Raw genomic sequence first — 18,328 nt, forward strand, 5'->3', positions numbered from 1 at the left:
TTGGACATGAACAAGGGCATGCCACCACGATGACGGAACCAACGCCCGCCTACTGGCTGCGACACGCCAACGGCTTCGGCCGCCTTCTCGCTCGTAACTCCGGTGGCAATCTGCTCCCAGAACTTCCGCTCCACCTCGCGCCGAAGCGAAGGAGCACCGGGCGAGTGCATCGCCACGCGTCCCGTTAACTTCTGCATCCACCCCGCAGGTCTTCCCATAGCACCTCCTTGATTGAAGGTGTTGCGACAACCGGTTGAATCCGCCGCGCCGTGACATATGCGACGAAGCAACAGCAGTGGAACCTGACATCCATTTTTATCATCATGAGCGAAAGACGATACGGAGTGACCAAGTCGATCAATTTGCCTGATCGAGATGCAGTTCGGTTCTGGACGAAAGAACTCGGATGCACCGAAGCGCTGCTGCGCATTGCACTCAGTAATGTCGGTTCGGCGACCGATCGCTTGCGCGCCTAACTCAGTGCAATCTGCACCCGCGAGTCACGGCATCTCACAAGTCAGGGGCCCGCTAGTAAGACCCATGGTTGAAGAAAGCACCGATTTGACGTCGGGTCAACGAAAGAATTCAACCGAGCTTTCGAGCAGCCCCGCTGCAACGATAAATGGGGCCACGATAGCCAACAGCCAACGCCTGCGCGTGTCGTAGCGCATGAAGAGAGCGGCCAAATTCGGCATGACGGCCCCGATCAGCATCAACCATGCAATGGTGACGGTGAGGACATGGTCGAAGTCCATGGTCTTTCGACAGCTCAAGCGTTGTCAGCCGGCTTTGCGGGCGACGCACATCATCGACAGCGCACTGCTCGCAGCATACGGATTGCGGCCGGACAGAAGGTTGCCGATTTGATATTTCAATTCGGCCCGGCCCCATTTGCCCTGCAATGCTTCTGCACCTATTTCGTGGTTGTGTGGATAGACATTCACGATAAATCCCAGCGGCTCCAGCGTGTCGCGATAGAAGGCTTCGGTCATGCCGTGACCCGGCTGGTGATGAATCTCGGTCTTGAGACCCCATGCCTGCTGGCTCAGTGACTTGTGAAATCCACGTCCAAGCAGTCGATAGACGATCAATCTCGCGTTCCAAAGTAACTTGGCGGGGCCCCTGAAGTCCCACGCAGAGCGCTGAGGATCGTGATCGGTAACGATGATGCCTCCCGGCTTCACCAGTCGGGCGGCTTCCTCAAGCACGGCAGCCATGTCCTGGCAATGATGAATCGAGGCATTGACCACGACCACGTCGGCACACTCGGACTGCAGCGGCATGTGCGCGGCATCGGCACGCAACGCCGTGTAGCCCTGCTCAGCGGCAATTTCGAGGGAGGCTGGTGCGACGTCGACGCCAATGAGCACGGCGGGCTTGCCTCCGAGTGTTGCGAAGACGTTGCCCGGACCGCAACCCACATCCACGACCACCTTGTCAGACCAGTCGCCGATGGCGGCAGTCCATCTCTCCTTGAAATGGTTCGTCCGATGGCAATAGTCGAAGTACTCTCTGGCCCAAACCGCATTGCCAAAATAGAAGGTATTGGCGTCGATCGCATCTGAGGGATGGTCGATCGGACACTCGAAGTAGCGGCCACGGGCCGCAACATCAACGCCAGGGACGAGGAACCGTTTCAGCACCTGTTGCATTGCATTTCCTATAAGGGAGCATCGCAAGGCCGCGCTGCACTGCCGCTTGCGCTCAGCGCTGGTGTCGTTCCGGCCACGAATAGCACTTTAGTATTCGTAATTTTCCCGACGGTGCTGACGAAAGTCAACAACTAAAAAGGCATAGAAGGTTTGTTCCCAGGCACCGTCACGACCGAGGAGTTGACGGGCCAATTGGCGTTCGCAGCACCAGCCCCAGCGCACAAGCGAGCCGGTCTCCAAGTCGAGGGTGAACGCGGTGGCACTTCCTCGGAAACGACACCGCAGCAAAGCGTTTCTGGACCTATCGTCCGTCCACAAAATATTGCGCATTCTGACCATCCTCAATGCGTTGAGCAGGGATGCTTGCTCGATCAGCCCGTAAGGACGGCTATAGCTAGCGGTGCCAACCGCTTTCTCGCGTTCGTCAGCGGTACACCGCCGCTCCGCGGACGACATGGTTAGGTTAGTCTGCAGGTCACTCGGCCGCCCTCGCCTACGCGCTAACACCATTCCAATCGTTGGCATGGTGACCTTGCCCCCGAAAAACGTATCCCTTGCTGAGTGTTTCAATTCAGACAAGGAGAACGCAGATGACGAAGACGGCAAGAGCGCGCTACACGCTCGAATTCAAGCAGGAGGCGGTGCGGCTGGTCGAGGGTGGTCAGAGCATCGCGGCGGCGGCACGCACTTTGGGGCTGGTCGAGCAAACCCTGTTCAATTGGGTCAAGGTCAAGCGCGAAGGCAAGCTCAGCGGGGCTGACAGCAAGGCCGTGAGCGCCGAGTAGATGGAGATCAGCCGGTTGCGTGCCGAGCTGGCGCGCGTGAAGATGGAGCGCGACATCCTGGAAAAAGCGACGGCGTACTTCGCGAAAGCGCAGCGGTGAGGTACGCCTTCATTTAACGCCAACACCAACGCCACCGACGCGTGTGGATCCTGCCTGCAGTCCAGGCTGCAGCGTTGCCGCCGCCGGGACTGTCGGTGGCCGTCACCGATCTGATGAGCCGAATCACTGCCTGCTATGCGCTACCCCTCAGTCAACGAGTCAATGCGGCAAGTGATTCGACGGCAGTGACCGGAGGACCTGCTGATGTCAAGGCACCGGTTTGCCGCAGCTTGTTTGTCGGCGACGATCCAGGCTCGTACTTCCAGAGCGGGTCGAAGGTTGGGCGAGATACTTCCAACAATGGGGCCTTCGCGGGCCTGTTTCGGCCGGGTGCCACCGGGGTCATTTTCGACTTGGGCAAACTCCGGTACTACCGCCCAAATGGCGATCTTGCGATCACCTATCGCACATTGGACACTGCTGGCAATGTGGCAACCGATGTGCTCGTGGTGCGCGATGTCGGCGGCGTCGTCAAACTCATCGGCAACCAGCTGGCATACAGCGCCTCGGTCAGGGCGGCCATTCAGGTCAGGGATTTTGTCAACTCACCTGCCGCGAACTACGTCAATGTCGGTTACGACGTCGCCGTAGCCAATGTGCTGGGTGCGAATGGGCTGACCATCTTTTCCAAGGTCGTCGTAACCTCGCCGGACAACAAGACGTACACGCTCGTGCCCACCGCGGGCAACAGTTCGCTGCGCTTCGTCCTCCCCAACGGAGTGGTTACCGGCACGTCCATTATTCGTTTGGCGGCGGAATACCTCGACACATCGATTCCCGGCAATCCCGCTGCAAAGGACGCGGGACTTGTCTACGTATCGCCTCAATTCACAGATGCACAACTGGGAGCAATAGATAACCAGGGCGTCTGGAAACTCGAGTTCTTCCATGTCGACAGCAGCAAAGCCAATGTCGTGCAGACCTATCGCACGATCAGCAACGCGCCCACCATCGCTCAGGCACGAAGACTTCCGCTTCCGGAACTCACGACGGCCATGCGGGCGAAGCTGATCGCGGACACGGCGAACTCTACGCGATACACCTTCGGAGCACCAAGTGCCTCGAATCCCAACGTAATCAATTTTTCTGTGAGCGGGCAGGATGCCTGGACGGTGCCAAGCGGCGCGGTAGCGCCGATCACACTGACGGCCTTCGGTGCCACAGCCACCGTCAACAATGTCGCGGGTGTGAACTTCGACGATCAACTCGGTGTTTCGACTAGCGCGCGCCAAGGCCAGATTAGCTGCTCCACGGCGACTGTCCAGGACCTTCACTGTGACACATCGACCGGTGTTCCGCAGTACGCAGCAGGCGACTACTACAACTATCTCCAACTTTCAGCTCGTAACGCAGATCAGATGGAAAGCTTCAAGGGCATTCCGCTTTACAAAATCGTTCCCTAAGGAGGCGCCCATATAAGCGCCTCCCTAGCGCATATGCGACATTTAGGCGCATATGAGCTGGCATTTAGAGGCGGCGTACCGGTATCCTGACATGCTGCCATAGCGTGAGACTTCCCCGCTTGCGCTACGTCATTACTTTGTTCCATCCGACCGCGCAGCCCGCTGATTGCAGTTTCTGTGCCAACAGCGTTCTTCATGCGCCCAATTGCTTTGGCATGACTACTTCGGCGTGAGCCGGTATAAGCCGCCCGCGTGGTCATCCTCAATCAACCACAGCGCGCCATCCGGCGCCTGCTCGACGTCGCGGACACGGAAGCCGACTCCCCAGTGCTCGGCCGGTGTCGCGATCGCGCCGTGCACCTCGATCCGATGCAGGGCGCGGCTTATGAGACCGCCCGCGAAAGCCGAGCCCTTCCAATTCGGAAACATCGCGCCGCTGTAAAACATCAGGTTGCCGGGTGCGAGGACGGGTGTCCAATAGATCACGGGTTTGGCAAGGTCGGCGCGCGTGTCGGGGCTTGCGATGGGCACGCCGTCGTAGTTCACCGCATAGGAGACGAGCGGCCAACCATAGTTCTTACCCGGCTCGATCAGGTTGAGTTCGTCGCCGCCGCGCGGCCCGTGCTCGAGTTCCCAAAGCCGGCCATCCGGCGCGAACGCGAGGCCGTAGGGCGTGCGATGCCCCGAGGTCCAAGTCTCGGAGGGCGTCAGATTGGGGCCGTCGAAAACATAGGTGCCCACGACCGGCGCGGTTTTAGCGGACTCCGTATCTCTTGGCGGATCGATCACGGGGACGGACCGTGCGCCGGTCTTGCCCTCCATCGGGTTGCCGGGTGCGGGCTTGCCGTCCAGGGTCAAACGCAGGATCTTGCCTGCCGGTTGGTTCGGGTCCTGGGCGGGAGTAAATCGCTGTCGATCGCCCGCTGTGAGGAAGAGAAAGGTCTGATCCGGCGAAAAGGCCACAGCGGCGCCGACCTGTCCCCCCTTGCCCTTGATCGGGTCGCGCCAGACAACCTTCAGGTCCCCCAGCGAGGCGGTGCCAACGCCAATCTTGAGCGTCGCGCGGGCGAGCGCCAGGCTCGAAGTCCCCGGGTCCTGACCGGGCTCTGAATAGGTCAGGTAGATCGCCCCATCGCTCGAATAGGCCGGGGCCAAGTAGACGCCGAGCAGGCCGTTCTGCCCTTCGTGCAGCACGGGCGGCACGCCAGTGACTTCGAGCTTCTGCCCGGATTGGGTCACTAGAAAGAGCTTGCCGCTCTTCTCGGTGATCAGCATGCGTCCGTCCGGCAGAAATGCGATGCGCCACGGCAGATCGAATTGCGCGAACTTCGTGAGCTTGAACAGAGGTGATGGGGTGGGAGGCAGAGATCCGGCGTTGATCTGCGCCACAACGGGCGTTGCACCGAGGAGCAACCAGGGGATGAGTCCGAACTTCGGGAATTGCATGCTTCGCTCGCCAGTGGCCAAGCAGGAGAGTATCCGGCGAGCGTGAAAGCAGTGCCGTGCGCCGGGCTATCGGCGCGATGAGCGATGAGCCGTTCATCAACACCAGCTTGTGCTGCCAAGCTGCCGTGTAGTGCGCCGGCTCCAGACTGCACCCGAACTTTCGTCTCAGAAAGATGAAGGGCTGCAATTGCCGAATGACCGATTCTTCACGGCCGCCTTTTGACGCTGAGGCCGGCAGTCGAAACGACTTACTCACAGGTCAGGCAGTCGGTCACTTTGTATCGATGACATCAAACTCGATCATGTCTTTGTACCCGTGATCCGGGAGGCAGCTTATGAAAGCCGGCCACAACTGGTCAGGACCGATCATCCGGGGCCAAGGCTGCGCCAAGCGTCCGCCCGAATCCACTTCCAGCGCGTGACCGATTGCGGCGAGCAATTAATTGCAGTTCGGCTACCTGCGGTGGCCTGCCAAGTCGATCGATGCGCACAGCTGGTCGTACTCCTCGGGGTCGACGCCGAGGGCCTGCAGCCACAGCTCGAAGTACAGGTCCAGTTCGTCACTGCGCGCATGCCTGCCGCGTTGATGCCGGATGAATTCCTTGCGCCCCTGAACTTTGTCGGCGATCAGCATGTCTTTGACGCCCTCAAGCGGTCCGGCAGATGGCAGGCCAGCTGCGATGACCTGCTGAGGGTCCGTAGAAGATCGGTGAACCTTCTCGCGCAGCCACGCGTTGGCTTTGCTGCGGTACTCCGTGACCAGCAGGATCACGAAAGGGCTGGCGTCCACGGCGTCCATGAAGTTCTGCCCATGGCGCACCAAGTCTCCGTCAGTCTGGAACAGGGGCCGCAGGCAGAACGCGCGCATCACGTCTTCCGACGCATCAAGTGCGTCCAGGATGATCAGCCCCTCTTCCACCTGTTGCATGAGCGGGACGCCGGAAACTCTGGCGACCCGATCGGCGTAGTGGTCCCGGATCGCCTGGTACTCGGGCGACCACCGGGCGCGGGCGATGGCTTCGGTGACGATCAAGAAACTTCACCTGCTGCAGGGGCGTGCTTCAAGACCTGCCATCGGACGGCGGCGTTTGTTCGTCTGCCAGTGACTCGCCAATCCCAAGCCTCTGCAAGTCGTTCAATTTGTCGGCAGCTCATCGCTTGAATGAAGCACTTCGTTTTTGAACGCATCGAGCTCTGAAAGCTCTTTAACCGCTCCCGTACAGGCCTGCAGGGACGTCCGCCAGTGATCGGCCACGTCGACCATGTTTTTCAGCATCTGAGCGCGATTGGCCAGCATGTGGAGCTTCGCTCCGTCACTCAGCTTGACCTTCATGTCAGTGGCATTGCGCCACGGGGACATTATCCCCGCCAGGTTTCTGGTGTCGAGCTCTACTTTCATGCGGCATCGTACTGCCGGCATGCGTTTGGTTGGAGCCAGCAGATGGGTCATCCTGCTTCGGTGCATGAAGAAGCGCTACCGTCCAGTTGATTTTTCTAGGGCGCGCTATCAGCTTTCAGGAGGCGGCTGCGTCACTTTCTCTGTCATCGTTGCGAGCTGCCAGATCCTGTAGGTAGAACTCGTGCAGCTTGGCCTGCAGCAGCGCTTTGTCGGGCAATTGGGTGTGGTACTGCGCAATGAGTGCGGGCGATGCCGTTCGGCTCAGGGCGTACTCAACCACTTCGTCGTCCTTGCTGGCGCAGAGCAGCACGCCCAAGGCCGGATTCTCATGCGGCTTGCGGACGTTGCGATCCAGTGCCTCCAGATAAAAACCGAGCTTGCCCAGGTATTCGGGCTCGAAGCGCCCGACCTTCAATTCGATGGCAACGAGGCAGTTCAGCCCGCGGTGGAAAAACAGCAGATCCAGCGCGAAGTCCTGCTTTCCGACCTGGACCGGGAACTCCGATCCGACGAAGCAGAAGTCACGTCCTAGTTCGATCAGGAAGCTTTTGAGCCGACCCAGCAGCCCCTGATGCAGATCGGCTTCGCTGTGCAAACACGGGCAAGTCGAGGAACTCGAGCAGGTACGCGTCCTTGAAGACGCTCAATGCCTGGGGATGACTTTGTCGCACCGCTGGTGAGACTTTTGCCGGCGTCAGCACGACGCGCTCGAAGAGTGCAAGGCCAAATTGCCGCTCAAGCTCCCGTTTGGTCCACTCTTCACGCGCTGCGGCGCGCAGGTAGAACTCCCGCTCCTCGGCCCGCTTGCTCTGGCTGAGGATGATGAGGTTATGGGTCCACGGCAGTTGTCGCACCAGCGGTGCGACTTTCTCGTCATCACGGTAGGTTTCGTAGAACTGGCGCATGCGAAAAAGATTGGCGCGGGTGAAGCCGCGCAATCCGGGCTGTGTTTCGGCCAGATGGCTCGCCAATTGGGCAACAACGCCATCGCCCCACTCCGCGCCCGCCAATTTCTGACTGATGTATTCACCGACCTGCCAATAGAGGTCGACCAATGCGGTGTTGACTGCCTGGTACGCCTGCGTCTTGGCCGCCCGAATCAAAGCGACGATCTCAGCAAATGCTGGACCGACCGGGCCCGGCGCCTGGACATGGATCCCGATGGCTGCCTTGATGGGTATGTTGCTGCGTTTGCTCATGACCCGACAAGTCTAGGTGGGCGAGGTCCACGGCGCGCAAGGATCCGCAAGAGCTAGAGCCAAGCTCGCTCCGCCTTGTCAACCGATGGTTGGTGAACCGTCTATTGAACTATCTACACAGCCCCTAAATACACTAACGGCAAACAGATATAAGAATCGTCGGCCTCAGAGCACCATCGCACTGGCTTGCAAAATCGGACACAGTCGCTCAGAATCAAAAGTAGTTTGCCGTTAGTGTATTTATGATTACCCCTTCCCTCTTTGAAGATGCCCAGTCCCAGAGCCACTTGCTAGCTTTCGAACGCTGGCTTGTCGATCGGCGAGCGTCCGGTTTTTTGCGCCAGCCGGGCTCGGTGCAGGTGTACCGGGACATGTGGGGGGCCTTTACCGCCTGGTGCCTGGGCCAGTCGCCGGCGGTGACGCTGGCCTCGCTCGACGGACTGGACCTGCAGGCGTTCCAGGCAGCGCGGTTCGGGGAGAAGAGTTCGGATCTGTCGCTCTCCCCTCGCTATGCGTTGCGGTTAGTGCGGTTGATCGACCGGGTTCTGCAGCACCATGCGGCGGATGCAGGGGTGCCAATCAACCTGGCAGCGTCCCAGTGGCTGTCGGACCATCCGGAGGTGCGGTACGCGGAATCCTCCAAAGCGGATCCATTGCCTGAGTTCCTGTCGGTCTTCGAGGCGAAGACGCTGATCGCCTTTCTGTCGTCTGCCCGGCCGCGGCCGGGGGTGTCGGGAGCGCGTCGGGATGGACAGGCGGCGCTGAGTTGGCAGGACGTGCGCAACCGGGTGGCGGTGGCCACGCAGTTGGGTGCGGGGCTGACGCCGGGGGATGTGCGGGGGTTGGTTCTTTCCTCACCTGTCGCGCGGGGTGGGCGGGTCCGGGACCGGCCCTGGAAGCTCAGTGTCCCGGGGGATGGGAAATCAGCGACGCGGGAGACGCCAGTGGCACCCTGGGCGGGGGAACTACTGCATCACTGGCTGCAGGTCCGGTCCGAGGCGCGGATTCTGGGGGACTGGCTGTTTCCGGCAACGCGGACAGGCAAGCCCTGGAGCAAGGATGCGCAATACCGGGCTGCGCGTGCGGTGCTGGAAGACGCGAGGATCGACAGTGCGGACGGGGGGTCGTTCCGGTTGCGGCATACGTTTGCGTTGCGGCAGCTGCGAAGAGGAACAGAGCCGGCACAGGTGGCGCGCTGGCTGGGGGTGGAGCCCGAGGTCATGGCGCGGTATGACCGGGTGGTGGCGGGGCCGGCGGACGTGGTGTGAGTTTCCATTTTCCGGCCAGCACATTGGCTCTTGTGAGCTTGCACTTCCTCGGCTTGCCCTGCCCCCGATGGGGACACCCGACGATCGTGGCCGAAGGGTCCGGTGAGGGCGAACTTGTCCACTTCAACGTCAGCGCTTCCCTGCGCTGGATCCGGCTGGTGAGCGGCTATCGGGGCACACTGCGGAGTCCGAAGGAGCTGAACCCATGATCGTGGTCTTCGATGCGCAATGCCTGCTGTGCAATGGCTGGGTGAAGTTCCTTTTGCGGCATGACCGCAAAGGCGTCTTCCGCTACGCATCGATCCAAGGAACCGCGGGACAGACCCTTCTGTCCCAGGCCAATCTCAAGGTCGAAGGCCTGGAGACATTGCTGTTGATCGATGGACCACGCAACTGGCAGCACACCGGCGCCATCTTCAGGGTGCTGGGGGCTTTGGGCTGGCCCTGGCGACTGGCCTGGATAGGTTGGCTGGTGCCCGTGCAGGTCAAGGACCCGTTGTATCGCCTGCTGGCCAGGAACCGGTACCGTGTCTTTGGCAGACTCGACGAATGCGCCATGCCACCCGCGGACTACAAGGTCCGGTTTCTGGATTGAAAACTTCCGCACCGGATCACGTCATCCAGGCTAAATGGCGCTGTTTCCGTAGTTCTCCAGAGTGGCTAATGCCGCGCGCAGAAGACCACGACTAACGCAGCCGCGGCAAGCAGCAGGCCACTGCGTATCTTGGTGCGGACAGAGCGGTCGATGTTGCGCCGGTTCGAGCGCTGCACCCGAAACAATGTCTGCCGGGCAGTGTCGATGTCGTGCTGGCCTGCGTCTTCGAGAGCGCGTTGCGCCTCGCGCTGCGCTCTGCTGTCGGCCATCTGGTCAAAGACGAGTTTGATGGGAAAGAGATACGGAGAGAACGATCGTCCGAATTGCCGGTCATTTCACAAAAGTCCCGGCATTGCAGACGGCATTCAACACTTGGGTGAATGTGAATTCGGAGTGTGCACAGATCAGCTTTTGAGATGCCGACTTTTCAGGATGAGCCGCCAAGAGTCTTAGTTAATTGCAAACAGGTAAGCTCGGGACTATTCCAACCCAACTTTTAACGACTCATGGCAAAGACCTACGAACAGATCCAGCAGCAAATCGAGAAACTCCAACGGCAGGCCAAAGCCCTCCAAGCCGTTGAAGCCAAGGGCGTTATCGATCAAATCAAAGCAGCCATCGAGCATTACGGCCTGACGGCCGAGCAACTCGGATTCGACGGTGCCAAGACTTCCCCCCTTGCGACTTCGGCAGCTGCCGCACCGACGTCGGCGCCTGCCGCGAAGCAGTCTTCGAAGCCAGCGACCAAGAGCACCAGCAAGAGCAAGAGCAAGCCGCAATTCAGTGATGAGTCTGGCAACGTATGGGGTGGCCGCGGTCCGCGTCCGGCATGGCTGCGCGACGCGCTGCAGGCTGGCCGTGACATAAACGAGTTCCGCATCGGCAAGCGCGCCAAGGCAAAGAAGACGCCAATGCCGCTGGGTGCTGCGATTGCTGCAGTCTCGCCGTTGACCAAAACCGCAGCGACACCGGCTCCACTCACCAAGCGTGCCAAGAAGAGCTACGGCGACGATGCCGGCCATTCGTGGAGCGGCATGGGTCCGAAGCCGGGCTGGCTGAAGGCTGCAATCGAAGCGGGCAAGTCGCTGGCTGACTTCGCGAAGTAATCACCGGCCATATACCGGGTGACAGACTTCGTGGACGGCGAGCCGTCGAAGATCAAGCCGGACGGGCTGCGCTACAAGGCCAAGCCTGCCGGCACCCCGTTCAAGACGAACGCAGTCGGCAGCAGCATGTCCTGCCTGCTCTGCGGCCTCCACAAGCCGCGAGCAGAAGGCGCTGTGAAGACAATGTTTGGAGCCAAACAGTTTGTGTGCTTCGGGTGCCGGCCCACCGCGACACGTTGAGGATCTGGCGCAAAGGTTGCTGCGCAGTTCAGCGGACAGGAGCGCTTAGAACGGCTGATCGCGGACGCTGTTTCAGGGTCATCGTGGAGCCTGTTGGGCGGTCGCTACGCTGCCGGAGAACCGCGCACGTTTCATGATCAAGGTAGTGCGGCAGAACCGGATCCGCCGGTTCGCCGGCGTCATGGAGGCGCGTATTGGCATGGGCCACAACGCGTCAGTCCCGCTGCAACAGCGCACCGGATCCGCGCCAACAGCGTGCTTACCCCTACTTGGGTACTTGAGCAGGCCGGGATGACCAACCAACTTCGGAAACATCATCACCTGCGTCATCCCGACCGATCGCAGCGGGGCAGACCCCCGGGCGGGTGATCGCGCGACGCGCGCAGGGCACTCCGTTTCCTCGCGATGCCAGCAGCACTCGTGCACTTCGGGGGAGTGATGCGCCGGCTGGAAGATGTACGAGGCCGCGCTTCGAATACCGCCGCAGCAAGTCGGAGTAAGCGCTGCTGGATGGGGTCTTCCTAGCGACTCACACCGCAGCAGGATGACCCTGCCGCCGTTGGACCCGAACGTCGCAGGGCTCGGCAACAGGCGGCTCCGAAGGCCAGCCATGGGCATCGAGCATCCCTACGAAACGCGGCTCGCTGCCTATTTGAAGACGCACTCGAGTTTCGATATGCAAGAGAACTCGGGCGTCATCTGCCCGCTCTGTAGAGCGCAGGATTTGTCTACCGAGCGTCCCCAGGTGCGTTCAACCCACCTGGTCGATGACTCGGCGTCGCTTGACGGTAACGATGGGCTGCGATGGCGCAGCAGCCGACCCTGTGCTTTCATCCCAACCGTCTTTTAGCGGCGCGGCCGGGTTTAAAAAGCCTTGAAGATCGTGTTCGACACAAATGCGCTCGATCTCGCGTTGGCGATCATCGCCGTCTCGTCTGTCTGCTTGAGTTACGGCGCGGCGCGTCGACTTGGATTGCATGTGTGAGTGCAGCGGGTTGAACCGAGAAGGGCGACTTGCCGCTAACGGTCGTTGACATTGCAGGGAGACCCTGCTGCCGAAAGACAAATATGCCAGGGAAAGCGGTAGCGCCTGTAGGCGCAGAGCCCGAGGGCCGGCGCGATGCCAGCCCCCATTTCCGTTTGTTTACTTCTTCTTTGAAGGGACAGCCTTCTTTGCTGGGGCGGCCTTCTTTGCCGGAGCCTTCACCGCCACAGCCTTGTCGGCCTTGCGTTTGGCAGCCTTCGGGTCAACGGCAGCCTTGAAAGCGGCGCCGGCGACAAACTTCGGCACTTTCTGTGCGGCAATCTTGATCTTCGTTCCAGCCGTCGGATTGAAGCCTGCACGTGCTGCGCGAGCGACTTGCTTAAAGGTTCCGAATCCAACGATCTGAACTGGATCGCCTTTCTTGACGGAGGCCACGATGGCCTCGGTGACGGTGGCGAGAATGCGTGCGCCCTCCGCTTTGCTCACGCCATGCGCGGCGACGATTTTGTCTGCGAGTTCGAGTCTGTTCATATTTTCCTGGGGTACGTGAACGCCTGGCGATGAACGCTGGCGTTGCTTGTTTAAGCGAGGGCGATTCTATGGACCGCTGGTTGGCGCTTTTGAGTGCACATGCTTCGAAGGCACTCCGGCGTGCGAAAAGTCGCGTTCGAGCGTGCCGAGGGCTGCGTCCAGTTCGGCGATCAGGACCTGCGTCGACAACGTGAATGGCGCTAAGAGCGTCATAGGTGGTACGGGTGATGCGGCCTTTAAATCACGCTCATGTTCGCGGTCTTTTTCTCGCCAAGTTCGCGCGCGAAGATCAGGTCGACGGGGGTTCGGGTGGATGGTTTCCACGATGCGCGCATAGACCTCGCATTCGGTCAGTTCACCCGCATCGAGGACAAGAATGTCCACATCCGATCCGTCACCGAACGACGATGGGCCACGGGCATACGAGCCGACCGTGACCGCACGCACACCCACCTCGGCCAGGGACGCCATGCAGGCGTCCACCTGTGGCCGCACAGCCCCGTAGGACGCCAGTCGGCGTTCGGCTACCAACTCGGCAAGGGGTCTGATCATTCCACGCATGGTGGGATGTTCGCATTGCGGCATCCCGTTGTCGACATGTGGAGGGATACAACGATTGCTGCTTTCGACCGCGCGTGTCGATCAGCCAAGAAAATGCCCCGGCAGCTTGCGCTCCGGGGCATTGGGTTCACGCGAGACGTGAGCCTTTGGGCAGTCGACTGGCCAGCCATTCGTGCACGTCAGCACGGATGTTGCGGCCATCCAGAAGGAAAGCCTCGAACCGTGATGGCACGTAAGGCAGGTACACAAGAGGCATCTTCGCTTCTTCGGGAGTGCGGTCACGCTTGCGGGAATTGCAGACCCCGCATGCCGCCACCAGGTTGGTCCACACCCACTGGCCACCCCGGCTTTCAGGAAGGATGTGCTCGCACTGGAGGTCGCGATCGGCGAAGACCTGAGCGCAATACGCACACGTGTTTCGATCACGCTTGAGCAGCTTGGCCTTGGTCAAGCCCGGGCCCACTTCGAACAGGTTGACCTTTGAGAAGCCGCGCAGCGCAATGATCGGCGCGACGTCGATGATCGACTGCACGCCGCGCGCGACGCAAAAGCCTCCACGCATCGTCAGCAGAGGCCCCGTGCCTTCCTCCCACGCCACCGAGTCGGTGGCGTAGTGGGTGGCCGCCTGTTCGGGCGAAATCCACGCCTGTGGCGTCCCCTGGATGTCGAGTTGGAGTACGTGTCGCATGGTGTGGCCTCCTTTCGTGGCCTGTCTATTTGCAGCTTGCTTTCGGCCTCTTAGCCTCTCGGTCTATCAACCTTTCAGCCTTTCACGCAAAGCACCTGCTTGAGCGTGTGCTCGATCGAAACCAGATCCGCTTGCGCGGCCATCACGACTTCGATGTCCTTGTAGGCACCCGGAATCTCGTCGAGAACACCCGCATCCTTGCGGCATTCGACGCCGGCCGTTTGCGCGACCAGCGCGTCGATGTCGAAGAACTTCTTGGCGGCGCCACGTGACATGCGACGGCCCGCCCCGTGGCTGCAAGAGCAGTACGAGGCAGCATTGCCTTTGCCCCGCACGATGAAGCTTTTTGCGCCCATCGAGCCGGGGATGATTCCGAGCTCGCCGGCGCGCGCGCTCACGGCGCCTTTGCGGGTGAGCCAAACCTGTCGCCCAAGGTGTTCCTCGATGCTCGCGTAGTTGTGATGACAGTTGATCGCATCCTTCGTCGATCCAATGTCGCGCCCGAAGGCGCTACGCAGAACGTTCATCACGCGAAACATCATCAGGTCGCGGTTGAGAGCCGCGTAGTCCTGCGCCCAGCGGAGCGCCTGAACGTACTGCTCGAACTCGACCGTACCTTCGGCCAGCCATGCCAGATCCTTGTCGGGAAGCGCAACACCGTTGCGGTGGGCGCTCTCGCGGGCCATGGCGATAGCTGCTTCACCGATGGTCTTGCCGATGAAGCGCGATCCCGAATGAAGCATCACCCAGACATCCTGGCTCTCATCGAGGCACAGCTCGATGAAGTGATTGCCGCCGCCCAGCGTGCCCAGCTGCTTCCAGATCCGGCGAACGTCCAGCTTGCCGAGTACGGCCAGGATGCTCAGCGCCTCGAAGCGTGCGTACAACGCGTCCATGCGCTGCCGCAAGACACGGCCATGAGGTGCCTCATGGGTCGGATTCAGTTCCTTGTCATGCACCGAAAAGCCGACCGGGATCGACGCCTCGATGCACGAGCGCAGGGGCGCCAGACTGTCCGGTAAATCGGACGCCCGCAGCGCTGTTCGCAATGCAACCATCCCGCAGCCAATGTCTAAGCCGATAGCCGCCGGGATAATTGCGCCGATCGTCGGAATCACAGAGCCGACAGTCGCACCCTTTCCGAAATGCACATCGGGCATAACGGCGACCGGTCCAGCGAGGATCGGCAGCCCTGCGATGTTGCGCAACTGGCTCAGGGCTTCGTACTCGATCTCCAGGCCGGCAGTCCAGGCCTGGACGTTTTTCATCAGTTCCATTTCTTTCTCCTTCGCAGTCTCGTTGTTTGGTGCGGCGCGCGAGGTTCGAACTCGCACCCTCAGGCATCGGAGACCTGCGCTCGTCCAGTTGAGCTTTCGCCGCGATGGTCTTGTCTTGGTCCCCGTCGCAGGCCTCGAACCTGCAAGCCCGCTCGGGCACTACCCCCTCAAGGTAGCGCGTCTGCCGATTCCGCCAGACGGGGTTTGGTTGGTCGATCGCCGAGGCATCGAACCCCGGACATGGGTCTTGTAAGGACCCCGCTCTACCAAGCTGAGCTAGCGATCGAAAAGTGGTGTCGAAAGCCGAAAGCCTCCGCGATCCGGGCTGGGACGGCCCCTCGACTGGTGCGCGCAGAGAGTTTCGAAATCTCGACCCTCCGGTTAAAAGCCGGATGCTCTTCCTCTGAGCTATGCGCGCGGATAGTGACTGGTGACTGGTGACTGGTGACTGGTGACTGGCGGCTGGTAGCTGGTAGTGCCGGCGGGATTCGAACCCGCGAGTCACCGGCTTATGAGGCCGGGGCTTTACCGCTTAGCTACGGCACTGGGATCGGCCAAAGGTGAAAGGTGAAAGGTGAAAGGTGAAAGGTGCAAATGGTCCCGCTTGTCCGACTCGAACGGACATGCCTTTCGGCAACTGCTTTTGAGGCAGCCGTGTATGCCGGTTCCACCAAAGCGGGATGTGCTGGAGAAGTGTTGGTGCCCGGCCCTCGGGCTCGAACCGAGATGGCCTCTCGGCCTCAGGTTTTGTAAACCCTAGCGTCTGCCATTCCGCCAGGCGGGCTTTAAGAACTGTGCTGGGCAAACGATGGGGTGGGCGAAGGGAGTCGAACCCTCGTCAGCTGGACCACAACCAGCGGCTCTGCCATTGAGCTACGTCCACCAAAAATTCATCTTCAGCCACCTCGCATTCATCGCGGTCGGCAGGCGGCGTTGCGTGTTGCGTGTTGCGTTCAAGGACCTCAAGAACATCAAGGACATCAAGGGCCATCGGTCTTGTGGTGCCCCCGGACCGATTCGAACGGCCGGCCCGCGGGGTAGAAATCCGCTGCTCTGTCCAACTGAGCTACGGGGGCAGACTGAATGCATGGAGGCGCGACCGGGAGTCGAACCCGGCTCTGCGGTTTTGCAGACCGCCGCACGGCCGCTTTGCTACCGCGCCAAAAAACTGGCAAATTGGCAATGGACATTTATCGCCGTCGGGGACTTGTCCGGACCTGGCCGAGACAAAGACCGAGATCAAGGCCGAGGCGAAGTCCAAGGCGAAGCAATGGAGCAGGCCGCCGGAGTTGAACCGGCCTGCACAGCTTGGAAGGCTGGCGCCTAACCGCTCGGCCAGGCCTGCTTTAAAACGCTGGTGGATCGTCTTCGGTTCGAACGAAGTATTCCGTGAGGAGGCGCGGTTACAGCGCGCTGCAGTCACCCATGCTGCTCACGATCCGTTGGGTCAGTTCCGTCAGTTTTGTCAGTCCTGTCAGTTTTGACAACTACTCTGGTGCGCGCCGGGAGACTCGAACTCCCAACCCCTGACTTCGTAGGCCAGTGCTCGTCCATTGAGCTTCGCGCGCAAAACTCTTTTCCGTTAGATTTCAAGAAATGACATTTCTTACGGAAAACCATCTCTACACGCCGCTGGAACCCAAGCAGTTGCGGCAGTACATTGACTCGGAATCGATTTTTCTAAGCCATCGCAGGGCGCGACAGGCGGCCTCCGAGGTGAAGGGATCGATGCGTTGGCGGCCACAAAACGGCGCCGAATACCTGATCAGGCAAACCGTCGGGAATGCCCAGAAATCGCTTGGGCCTCGTTCCCAGAAGACCGAAAGGACTTTCGCAAAATTCACGGCTCGAAAAAACGAGACGACGCGCCGTCTGGCGTCCATATCGACCGCACTGGAAGATCAGCAGCGCATGAACAAGGCGTTGCGCGTCGGCCGGGTGCCCGAGATCGTCGTCAAAGTTTTGTCGGCGCTGGAGCGGCAGTCGCTTGCAGACAATTTCGTGACGATCGGAACTCACTCCCTCTACGCGTACGAAACTGCTTGTGGAGTTCGTGTCACTGCGGACGCTTTTGCGACGGGCGATACTGACTTGCTGTTTGACAGCAGGAAACGACTGTCGTTCGTCGCAAAAATAAAGGAGACGGACATCAGCTTTATCGCAGCGCTGCGAAAGGCTGATCCAACTTTTCGCGTGCTCGAGGACCAGAAGCAAACCGCTGAAAACGACGATGGTTTTCAGATCGACGTAGTCCGGCGATCGACGGTTGAGGGAGATCCGCATCCCTTGAAAATGAGCGACGACGAAGAAGACCTCTGGGCTGTGCAAATCGACACCGGCAACAAGATACTTGGCGCAGAGCGATTCAGTCAAATGGTCGTTTCACCGACGGGCCACATGGCGATGATGCACACCATGCATCCCATGACCTTTGTCGCGATCAAACGCGAGCTCACGCGCAGCGACTGGCGTGACCCCAAGAAGCGTGTCAAGGATGGGGTTCAGGCGGACTTGGTCGAACATCTTGTGCAGACACACATGCCTCATTACAAGCGGGTGCCTGGTGGCGTCGACGAGGTCCCGCCGGACGAGCGACGTCGCGGATAGGTTGATGGAGGATGCTCGCGCCGGCTTGCGATGACACTCGGACAACGGCAAAACTGGCGGAGAGACTGGGAGTCGAACCCAGGCACCACATCGCTGCGGCACATCGCATTTCCAATGCGAGCCAATAGGCCACTATGGGACCTCTCCAATGTTCGATGGCGGAGGATGCATAGATTCGAACTCGCGTACCCCGTCAGGGGTTGCTGCTTTCAAGGCAGCCGGCTTTGACCACTCGCCCAATCCTCCGTTAAACCTGGTGCCGCGAGAAGGGATCGAACCTCCGCCGCCTGCGTGTTCGGCGCAGCGCTCTACCGTCTGAGCTATCGCGGCAAGAAACTAAAAAGACTGGCGTTCCGCAGGGGAGTCGAACCCCTGGCTTCCTCCTAGACAGGGTGAATCGCCCCGGTTTTTGAGGAGGCTCAACACTCTGAGAGGATTGAGCCATGAACAAGTCGAACAAGTTCTCACCCGAGGTCCGTGAGCGGGC

General features: G+C 60.3%; 18 protein-coding genes, 15 tRNA genes and 3 pseudogenes. 7 read left to right on the top strand and 29 right to left on the bottom strand.

Annotation, left to right across the window (positions count from 1 at the left end; translation table 11 throughout):
* Positions 1 to 197 (bottom strand): annotated as a pseudogene (locus RCH10_RS25450) (IS30 family transposase); the annotation flags it as partial.
* A gap of 147 nt (positions 198 to 344) precedes the next feature.
* Between RCH10_RS25450 and RCH10_RS25455 the strand changes: the two are divergent.
* Complete coding sequence (locus RCH10_RS25455) at positions 345 to 476, top strand: DUF3606 domain-containing protein (protein ID WP_409054540.1); 132 nt, start codon at positions 345 to 347, stop codon at positions 474 to 476.
* A gap of 96 nt (positions 477 to 572) precedes the next feature.
* Here RCH10_RS25455 and RCH10_RS25460 read toward each other — a convergent pair whose 3' ends face one another.
* Positions 573 to 755 (bottom strand): hypothetical protein, encoded by a 183-nt coding sequence (locus tag RCH10_RS25460; RefSeq protein ID WP_409054541.1) that lies wholly within the window; start codon positions 753 to 755, stop codon positions 573 to 575.
* Between the two features lie 24 nt (positions 756 to 779).
* The gene (locus RCH10_RS25465; RefSeq protein ID WP_409054542.1) at positions 780 to 1,652 is read right to left on the bottom strand and encodes a class I SAM-dependent methyltransferase; all 873 of its coding nucleotides are present in this window, start codon (positions 1,650 to 1,652) and stop codon (positions 780 to 782) included.
* Between the two features lie 590 nt (positions 1,653 to 2,242).
* Here RCH10_RS25465 and RCH10_RS25470 point away from each other — a divergent pair.
* Both RCH10_RS25470 and RCH10_RS25475 read left to right on the top strand, forming a co-directional pair.
* Positions 2,243 to 2,550: pseudogene (locus tag RCH10_RS25470) on the top strand (transposase); the annotation flags it as partial.
* Between the two features lie 27 nt (positions 2,551 to 2,577).
* On the top strand, positions 2,578 to 3,939 hold the full coding sequence (locus tag RCH10_RS25475) for a hypothetical protein (protein ID WP_409054543.1): 1,362 nt from the start codon (positions 2,578 to 2,580) through the stop codon (positions 3,937 to 3,939).
* 219 nt (positions 3,940 to 4,158) lie between these two features.
* Here the strand turns inward: RCH10_RS25475 and RCH10_RS25480 are convergent, their stop codons facing one another.
* The 5 genes from RCH10_RS25480 to RCH10_RS25500 form a co-directional block, all read right to left on the bottom strand.
* Positions 4,159 to 5,385 (bottom strand): PQQ-dependent sugar dehydrogenase, encoded by a 1,227-nt coding sequence (locus tag RCH10_RS25480; protein WP_409054544.1) that lies wholly within the window; start codon positions 5,383 to 5,385, stop codon positions 4,159 to 4,161.
* Between the two features lie 454 nt (positions 5,386 to 5,839).
* Positions 5,840 to 6,418, bottom strand: coding sequence for a hypothetical protein (locus RCH10_RS25485; protein ID WP_409054545.1), 579 nt, complete (start codon positions 6,416 to 6,418; stop codon positions 5,840 to 5,842).
* Between the two features lie 102 nt (positions 6,419 to 6,520).
* Positions 6,521 to 6,835, bottom strand: a complete 315-nt coding sequence (locus tag RCH10_RS25490; protein WP_409054546.1) for a hypothetical protein — start codon at positions 6,833 to 6,835, stop codon at positions 6,521 to 6,523.
* 64 nt (positions 6,836 to 6,899) lie between these two features.
* Positions 6,900 to 7,379, bottom strand: coding sequence for a PDDEXK nuclease domain-containing protein (locus RCH10_RS25495; RefSeq protein ID WP_409054547.1), 480 nt, complete (start codon positions 7,377 to 7,379; stop codon positions 6,900 to 6,902).
* The gene (locus tag RCH10_RS25500) at positions 7,306 to 7,983 is read right to left on the bottom strand and encodes a DUF1016 N-terminal domain-containing protein (RefSeq protein WP_409054548.1); all 678 of its coding nucleotides are present in this window, start codon (positions 7,981 to 7,983) and stop codon (positions 7,306 to 7,308) included. Before RCH10_RS25500 ends, RCH10_RS25495 begins: the two co-directional genes overlap by 74 nt.
* A gap of 242 nt (positions 7,984 to 8,225) precedes the next feature.
* Between RCH10_RS25500 and RCH10_RS25505 the strand changes: the two genes are divergently transcribed.
* Positions 8,226 to 9,251: a tyrosine-type recombinase/integrase gene (locus RCH10_RS25505; RefSeq protein ID WP_409054549.1), complete on the top strand. Its 1,026-nt coding sequence runs from the start codon at positions 8,226 to 8,228 to the stop codon at positions 9,249 to 9,251.
* 205 nt (positions 9,252 to 9,456) lie between these two features.
* Positions 9,457 to 9,846: a thiol-disulfide oxidoreductase DCC family protein gene (locus RCH10_RS25510; RefSeq protein ID WP_409054550.1), complete on the top strand. Its 390-nt coding sequence runs from the start codon at positions 9,457 to 9,459 to the stop codon at positions 9,844 to 9,846.
* A 65-nt stretch (positions 9,847 to 9,911) separates the two neighbouring features.
* Here RCH10_RS25510 and RCH10_RS25515 read toward each other — a convergent pair whose 3' ends face one another.
* The gene (locus RCH10_RS25515; protein WP_409054551.1) at positions 9,912 to 10,115 is read right to left on the bottom strand and encodes a hypothetical protein; all 204 of its coding nucleotides are present in this window, start codon (positions 10,113 to 10,115) and stop codon (positions 9,912 to 9,914) included.
* A 237-nt stretch (positions 10,116 to 10,352) separates the two neighbouring features.
* On the opposite strand from RCH10_RS25515, the gene RCH10_RS25520 reads away from it, so the two are divergent.
* Positions 10,353 to 10,952 (top strand): H-NS family nucleoid-associated regulatory protein, encoded by a 600-nt coding sequence (locus tag RCH10_RS25520; protein WP_409054552.1) that lies wholly within the window; start codon positions 10,353 to 10,355, stop codon positions 10,950 to 10,952.
* 991 nt (positions 10,953 to 11,943) lie between these two features.
* Here the strand turns inward: RCH10_RS25520 and RCH10_RS25525 are convergent.
* From RCH10_RS25525 to RCH10_RS25605, 17 genes and pseudogenes are all read right to left on the bottom strand, one after another.
* Complete coding sequence (locus RCH10_RS25525; protein WP_409054553.1) at positions 11,944 to 12,171, bottom strand: hypothetical protein; 228 nt, start codon at positions 12,169 to 12,171, stop codon at positions 11,944 to 11,946.
* Positions 12,172 to 12,336: 165 nt separating this feature from the next.
* Positions 12,337 to 12,711, bottom strand: a pseudogene (locus tag RCH10_RS25530) (HU family DNA-binding protein); the annotation flags it as partial.
* Between the two features lie 63 nt (positions 12,712 to 12,774).
* Positions 12,775 to 13,260, bottom strand: a complete 486-nt coding sequence (locus tag RCH10_RS25535) for a hypothetical protein (RefSeq protein ID WP_409054554.1) — start codon at positions 13,258 to 13,260, stop codon at positions 12,775 to 12,777.
* A 136-nt stretch (positions 13,261 to 13,396) separates the two neighbouring features.
* Complete coding sequence (locus RCH10_RS25540; protein ID WP_409054555.1) at positions 13,397 to 13,957, bottom strand: HNH endonuclease; 561 nt, start codon at positions 13,955 to 13,957, stop codon at positions 13,397 to 13,399.
* A gap of 74 nt (positions 13,958 to 14,031) precedes the next feature.
* On the bottom strand, positions 14,032 to 15,234 hold the full coding sequence (locus RCH10_RS25545; protein ID WP_409054556.1) for an RtcB family protein: 1,203 nt from the start codon (positions 15,232 to 15,234) through the stop codon (positions 14,032 to 14,034).
* Between the two features lie 27 nt (positions 15,235 to 15,261).
* Positions 15,262 to 15,337, bottom strand: a tRNA-Arg gene (locus RCH10_RS25550).
* A 13-nt stretch (positions 15,338 to 15,350) separates the two neighbouring features.
* Positions 15,351 to 15,437: transfer RNA gene (locus RCH10_RS25555), tRNA-Leu, on the bottom strand.
* 6 nt (positions 15,438 to 15,443) lie between these two features.
* A tRNA-Val gene (locus RCH10_RS25560) sits at positions 15,444 to 15,520 on the bottom strand.
* A gap of 57 nt (positions 15,521 to 15,577) precedes the next feature.
* Positions 15,578 to 15,652 (bottom strand) — tRNA-Lys (locus RCH10_RS25565).
* A gap of 52 nt (positions 15,653 to 15,704) precedes the next feature.
* Positions 15,705 to 15,780: transfer RNA gene (locus tag RCH10_RS25570), tRNA-Ile, on the bottom strand.
* A gap of 49 nt (positions 15,781 to 15,829) precedes the next feature.
* Positions 15,830 to 15,914: transfer RNA gene (locus RCH10_RS25575), tRNA-Leu, on the bottom strand.
* 17 nt (positions 15,915 to 15,931) lie between these two features.
* A tRNA-Cys gene (locus tag RCH10_RS25580) sits at positions 15,932 to 16,018 on the bottom strand.
* Between the two features lie 25 nt (positions 16,019 to 16,043).
* Positions 16,044 to 16,117: transfer RNA gene (locus RCH10_RS25585), tRNA-His, on the bottom strand.
* Positions 16,118 to 16,233: 116 nt separating this feature from the next.
* A tRNA-Arg gene (locus RCH10_RS25590) sits at positions 16,234 to 16,310 on the bottom strand.
* A 12-nt stretch (positions 16,311 to 16,322) separates the two neighbouring features.
* Positions 16,323 to 16,396, bottom strand: a tRNA-Cys gene (locus RCH10_RS25595).
* Between the two features lie 109 nt (positions 16,397 to 16,505).
* Positions 16,506 to 16,579 (bottom strand) — tRNA-Gly (locus RCH10_RS25600).
* Between the two features lie 148 nt (positions 16,580 to 16,727).
* Positions 16,728 to 16,802: transfer RNA gene (locus RCH10_RS25605), tRNA-Arg, on the bottom strand.
* 28 nt (positions 16,803 to 16,830) lie between these two features.
* On the opposite strand from RCH10_RS25605, the gene RCH10_RS25610 reads away from it, so the two are divergent.
* Positions 16,831 to 17,841: a GSU2403 family nucleotidyltransferase fold protein gene (locus RCH10_RS25610; protein ID WP_409054557.1), complete on the top strand. Its 1,011-nt coding sequence runs from the start codon at positions 16,831 to 16,833 to the stop codon at positions 17,839 to 17,841.
* A gap of 54 nt (positions 17,842 to 17,895) precedes the next feature.
* Here the strand turns inward: RCH10_RS25610 and RCH10_RS25615 are convergent.
* From RCH10_RS25615 to RCH10_RS25625, 3 genes are all read right to left on the bottom strand, one after another.
* Positions 17,896 to 17,988 (bottom strand) — tRNA-Ser (locus tag RCH10_RS25615).
* Between the two features lie 9 nt (positions 17,989 to 17,997).
* A tRNA-Ser gene (locus RCH10_RS25620) sits at positions 17,998 to 18,087 on the bottom strand.
* Between the two features lie 8 nt (positions 18,088 to 18,095).
* A tRNA-Phe gene (locus RCH10_RS25625) sits at positions 18,096 to 18,171 on the bottom strand.
* Between the last annotated feature and the right edge of the window lie 157 nt (positions 18,172 to 18,328).

Source organism: Variovorax sp. GrIS 2.14 (assembly GCF_046115955.1).
GTDB lineage: Bacteria > Pseudomonadota > Gammaproteobacteria > Burkholderiales > Burkholderiaceae_C > Variovorax.

Excerpts from the sequence above, each read along its gene's own strand:
- RCH10_RS25460 (WP_409054541.1), bottom strand. The coding sequence starts at position 755 with ATGGACTTCGACCATGTCCTCACCGTCACCATTGCATGGTTGATGCTG.
- RCH10_RS25465 (WP_409054542.1), bottom strand. The coding sequence starts at position 1,652 with ATGCAACAGGTGCTGAAACGGTTCCTCGTCCCTGGCGTTGATGTTGCG.
- RCH10_RS25480 (WP_409054544.1), bottom strand. The coding sequence starts at position 5,385 with ATGCAATTCCCGAAGTTCGGACTCATCCCCTGGTTGCTCCTCGGTGCA.
- RCH10_RS25490 (WP_409054546.1), bottom strand. The coding sequence starts at position 6,835 with ATGACCCATCTGCTGGCTCCAACCAAACGCATGCCGGCAGTACGATGC.
- RCH10_RS25500 (WP_409054548.1), bottom strand. The coding sequence starts at position 7,983 with ATGAGCAAACGCAGCAACATACCCATCAAGGCAGCCATCGGGATCCAT.
- RCH10_RS25505 (WP_409054549.1), top strand. The coding sequence starts at position 8,226 with ATGATTACCCCTTCCCTCTTTGAAGATGCCCAGTCCCAGAGCCACTTG.
- RCH10_RS25510 (WP_409054550.1), top strand. The coding sequence starts at position 9,457 with ATGATCGTGGTCTTCGATGCGCAATGCCTGCTGTGCAATGGCTGGGTG.
- RCH10_RS25515 (WP_409054551.1), bottom strand. The coding sequence starts at position 10,115 with ATGGCCGACAGCAGAGCGCAGCGCGAGGCGCAACGCGCTCTCGAAGAC.
- RCH10_RS25520 (WP_409054552.1), top strand. The coding sequence starts at position 10,353 with ATGGCAAAGACCTACGAACAGATCCAGCAGCAAATCGAGAAACTCCAA.
- RCH10_RS25525 (WP_409054553.1), bottom strand. The coding sequence starts at position 12,171 with ATGCAATCCAAGTCGACGCGCCGCGCCGTAACTCAAGCAGACAGACGA.
- RCH10_RS25535 (WP_409054554.1), bottom strand. The coding sequence starts at position 13,260 with ATGATCAGACCCCTTGCCGAGTTGGTAGCCGAACGCCGACTGGCGTCC.
- RCH10_RS25540 (WP_409054555.1), bottom strand. The coding sequence starts at position 13,957 with ATGCGACACGTACTCCAACTCGACATCCAGGGGACGCCACAGGCGTGG.
- RCH10_RS25545 (WP_409054556.1), bottom strand. The coding sequence starts at position 15,234 with ATGGAACTGATGAAAAACGTCCAGGCCTGGACTGCCGGCCTGGAGATC.
- RCH10_RS25610 (WP_409054557.1), top strand. The coding sequence starts at position 16,831 with ATGACATTTCTTACGGAAAACCATCTCTACACGCCGCTGGAACCCAAG.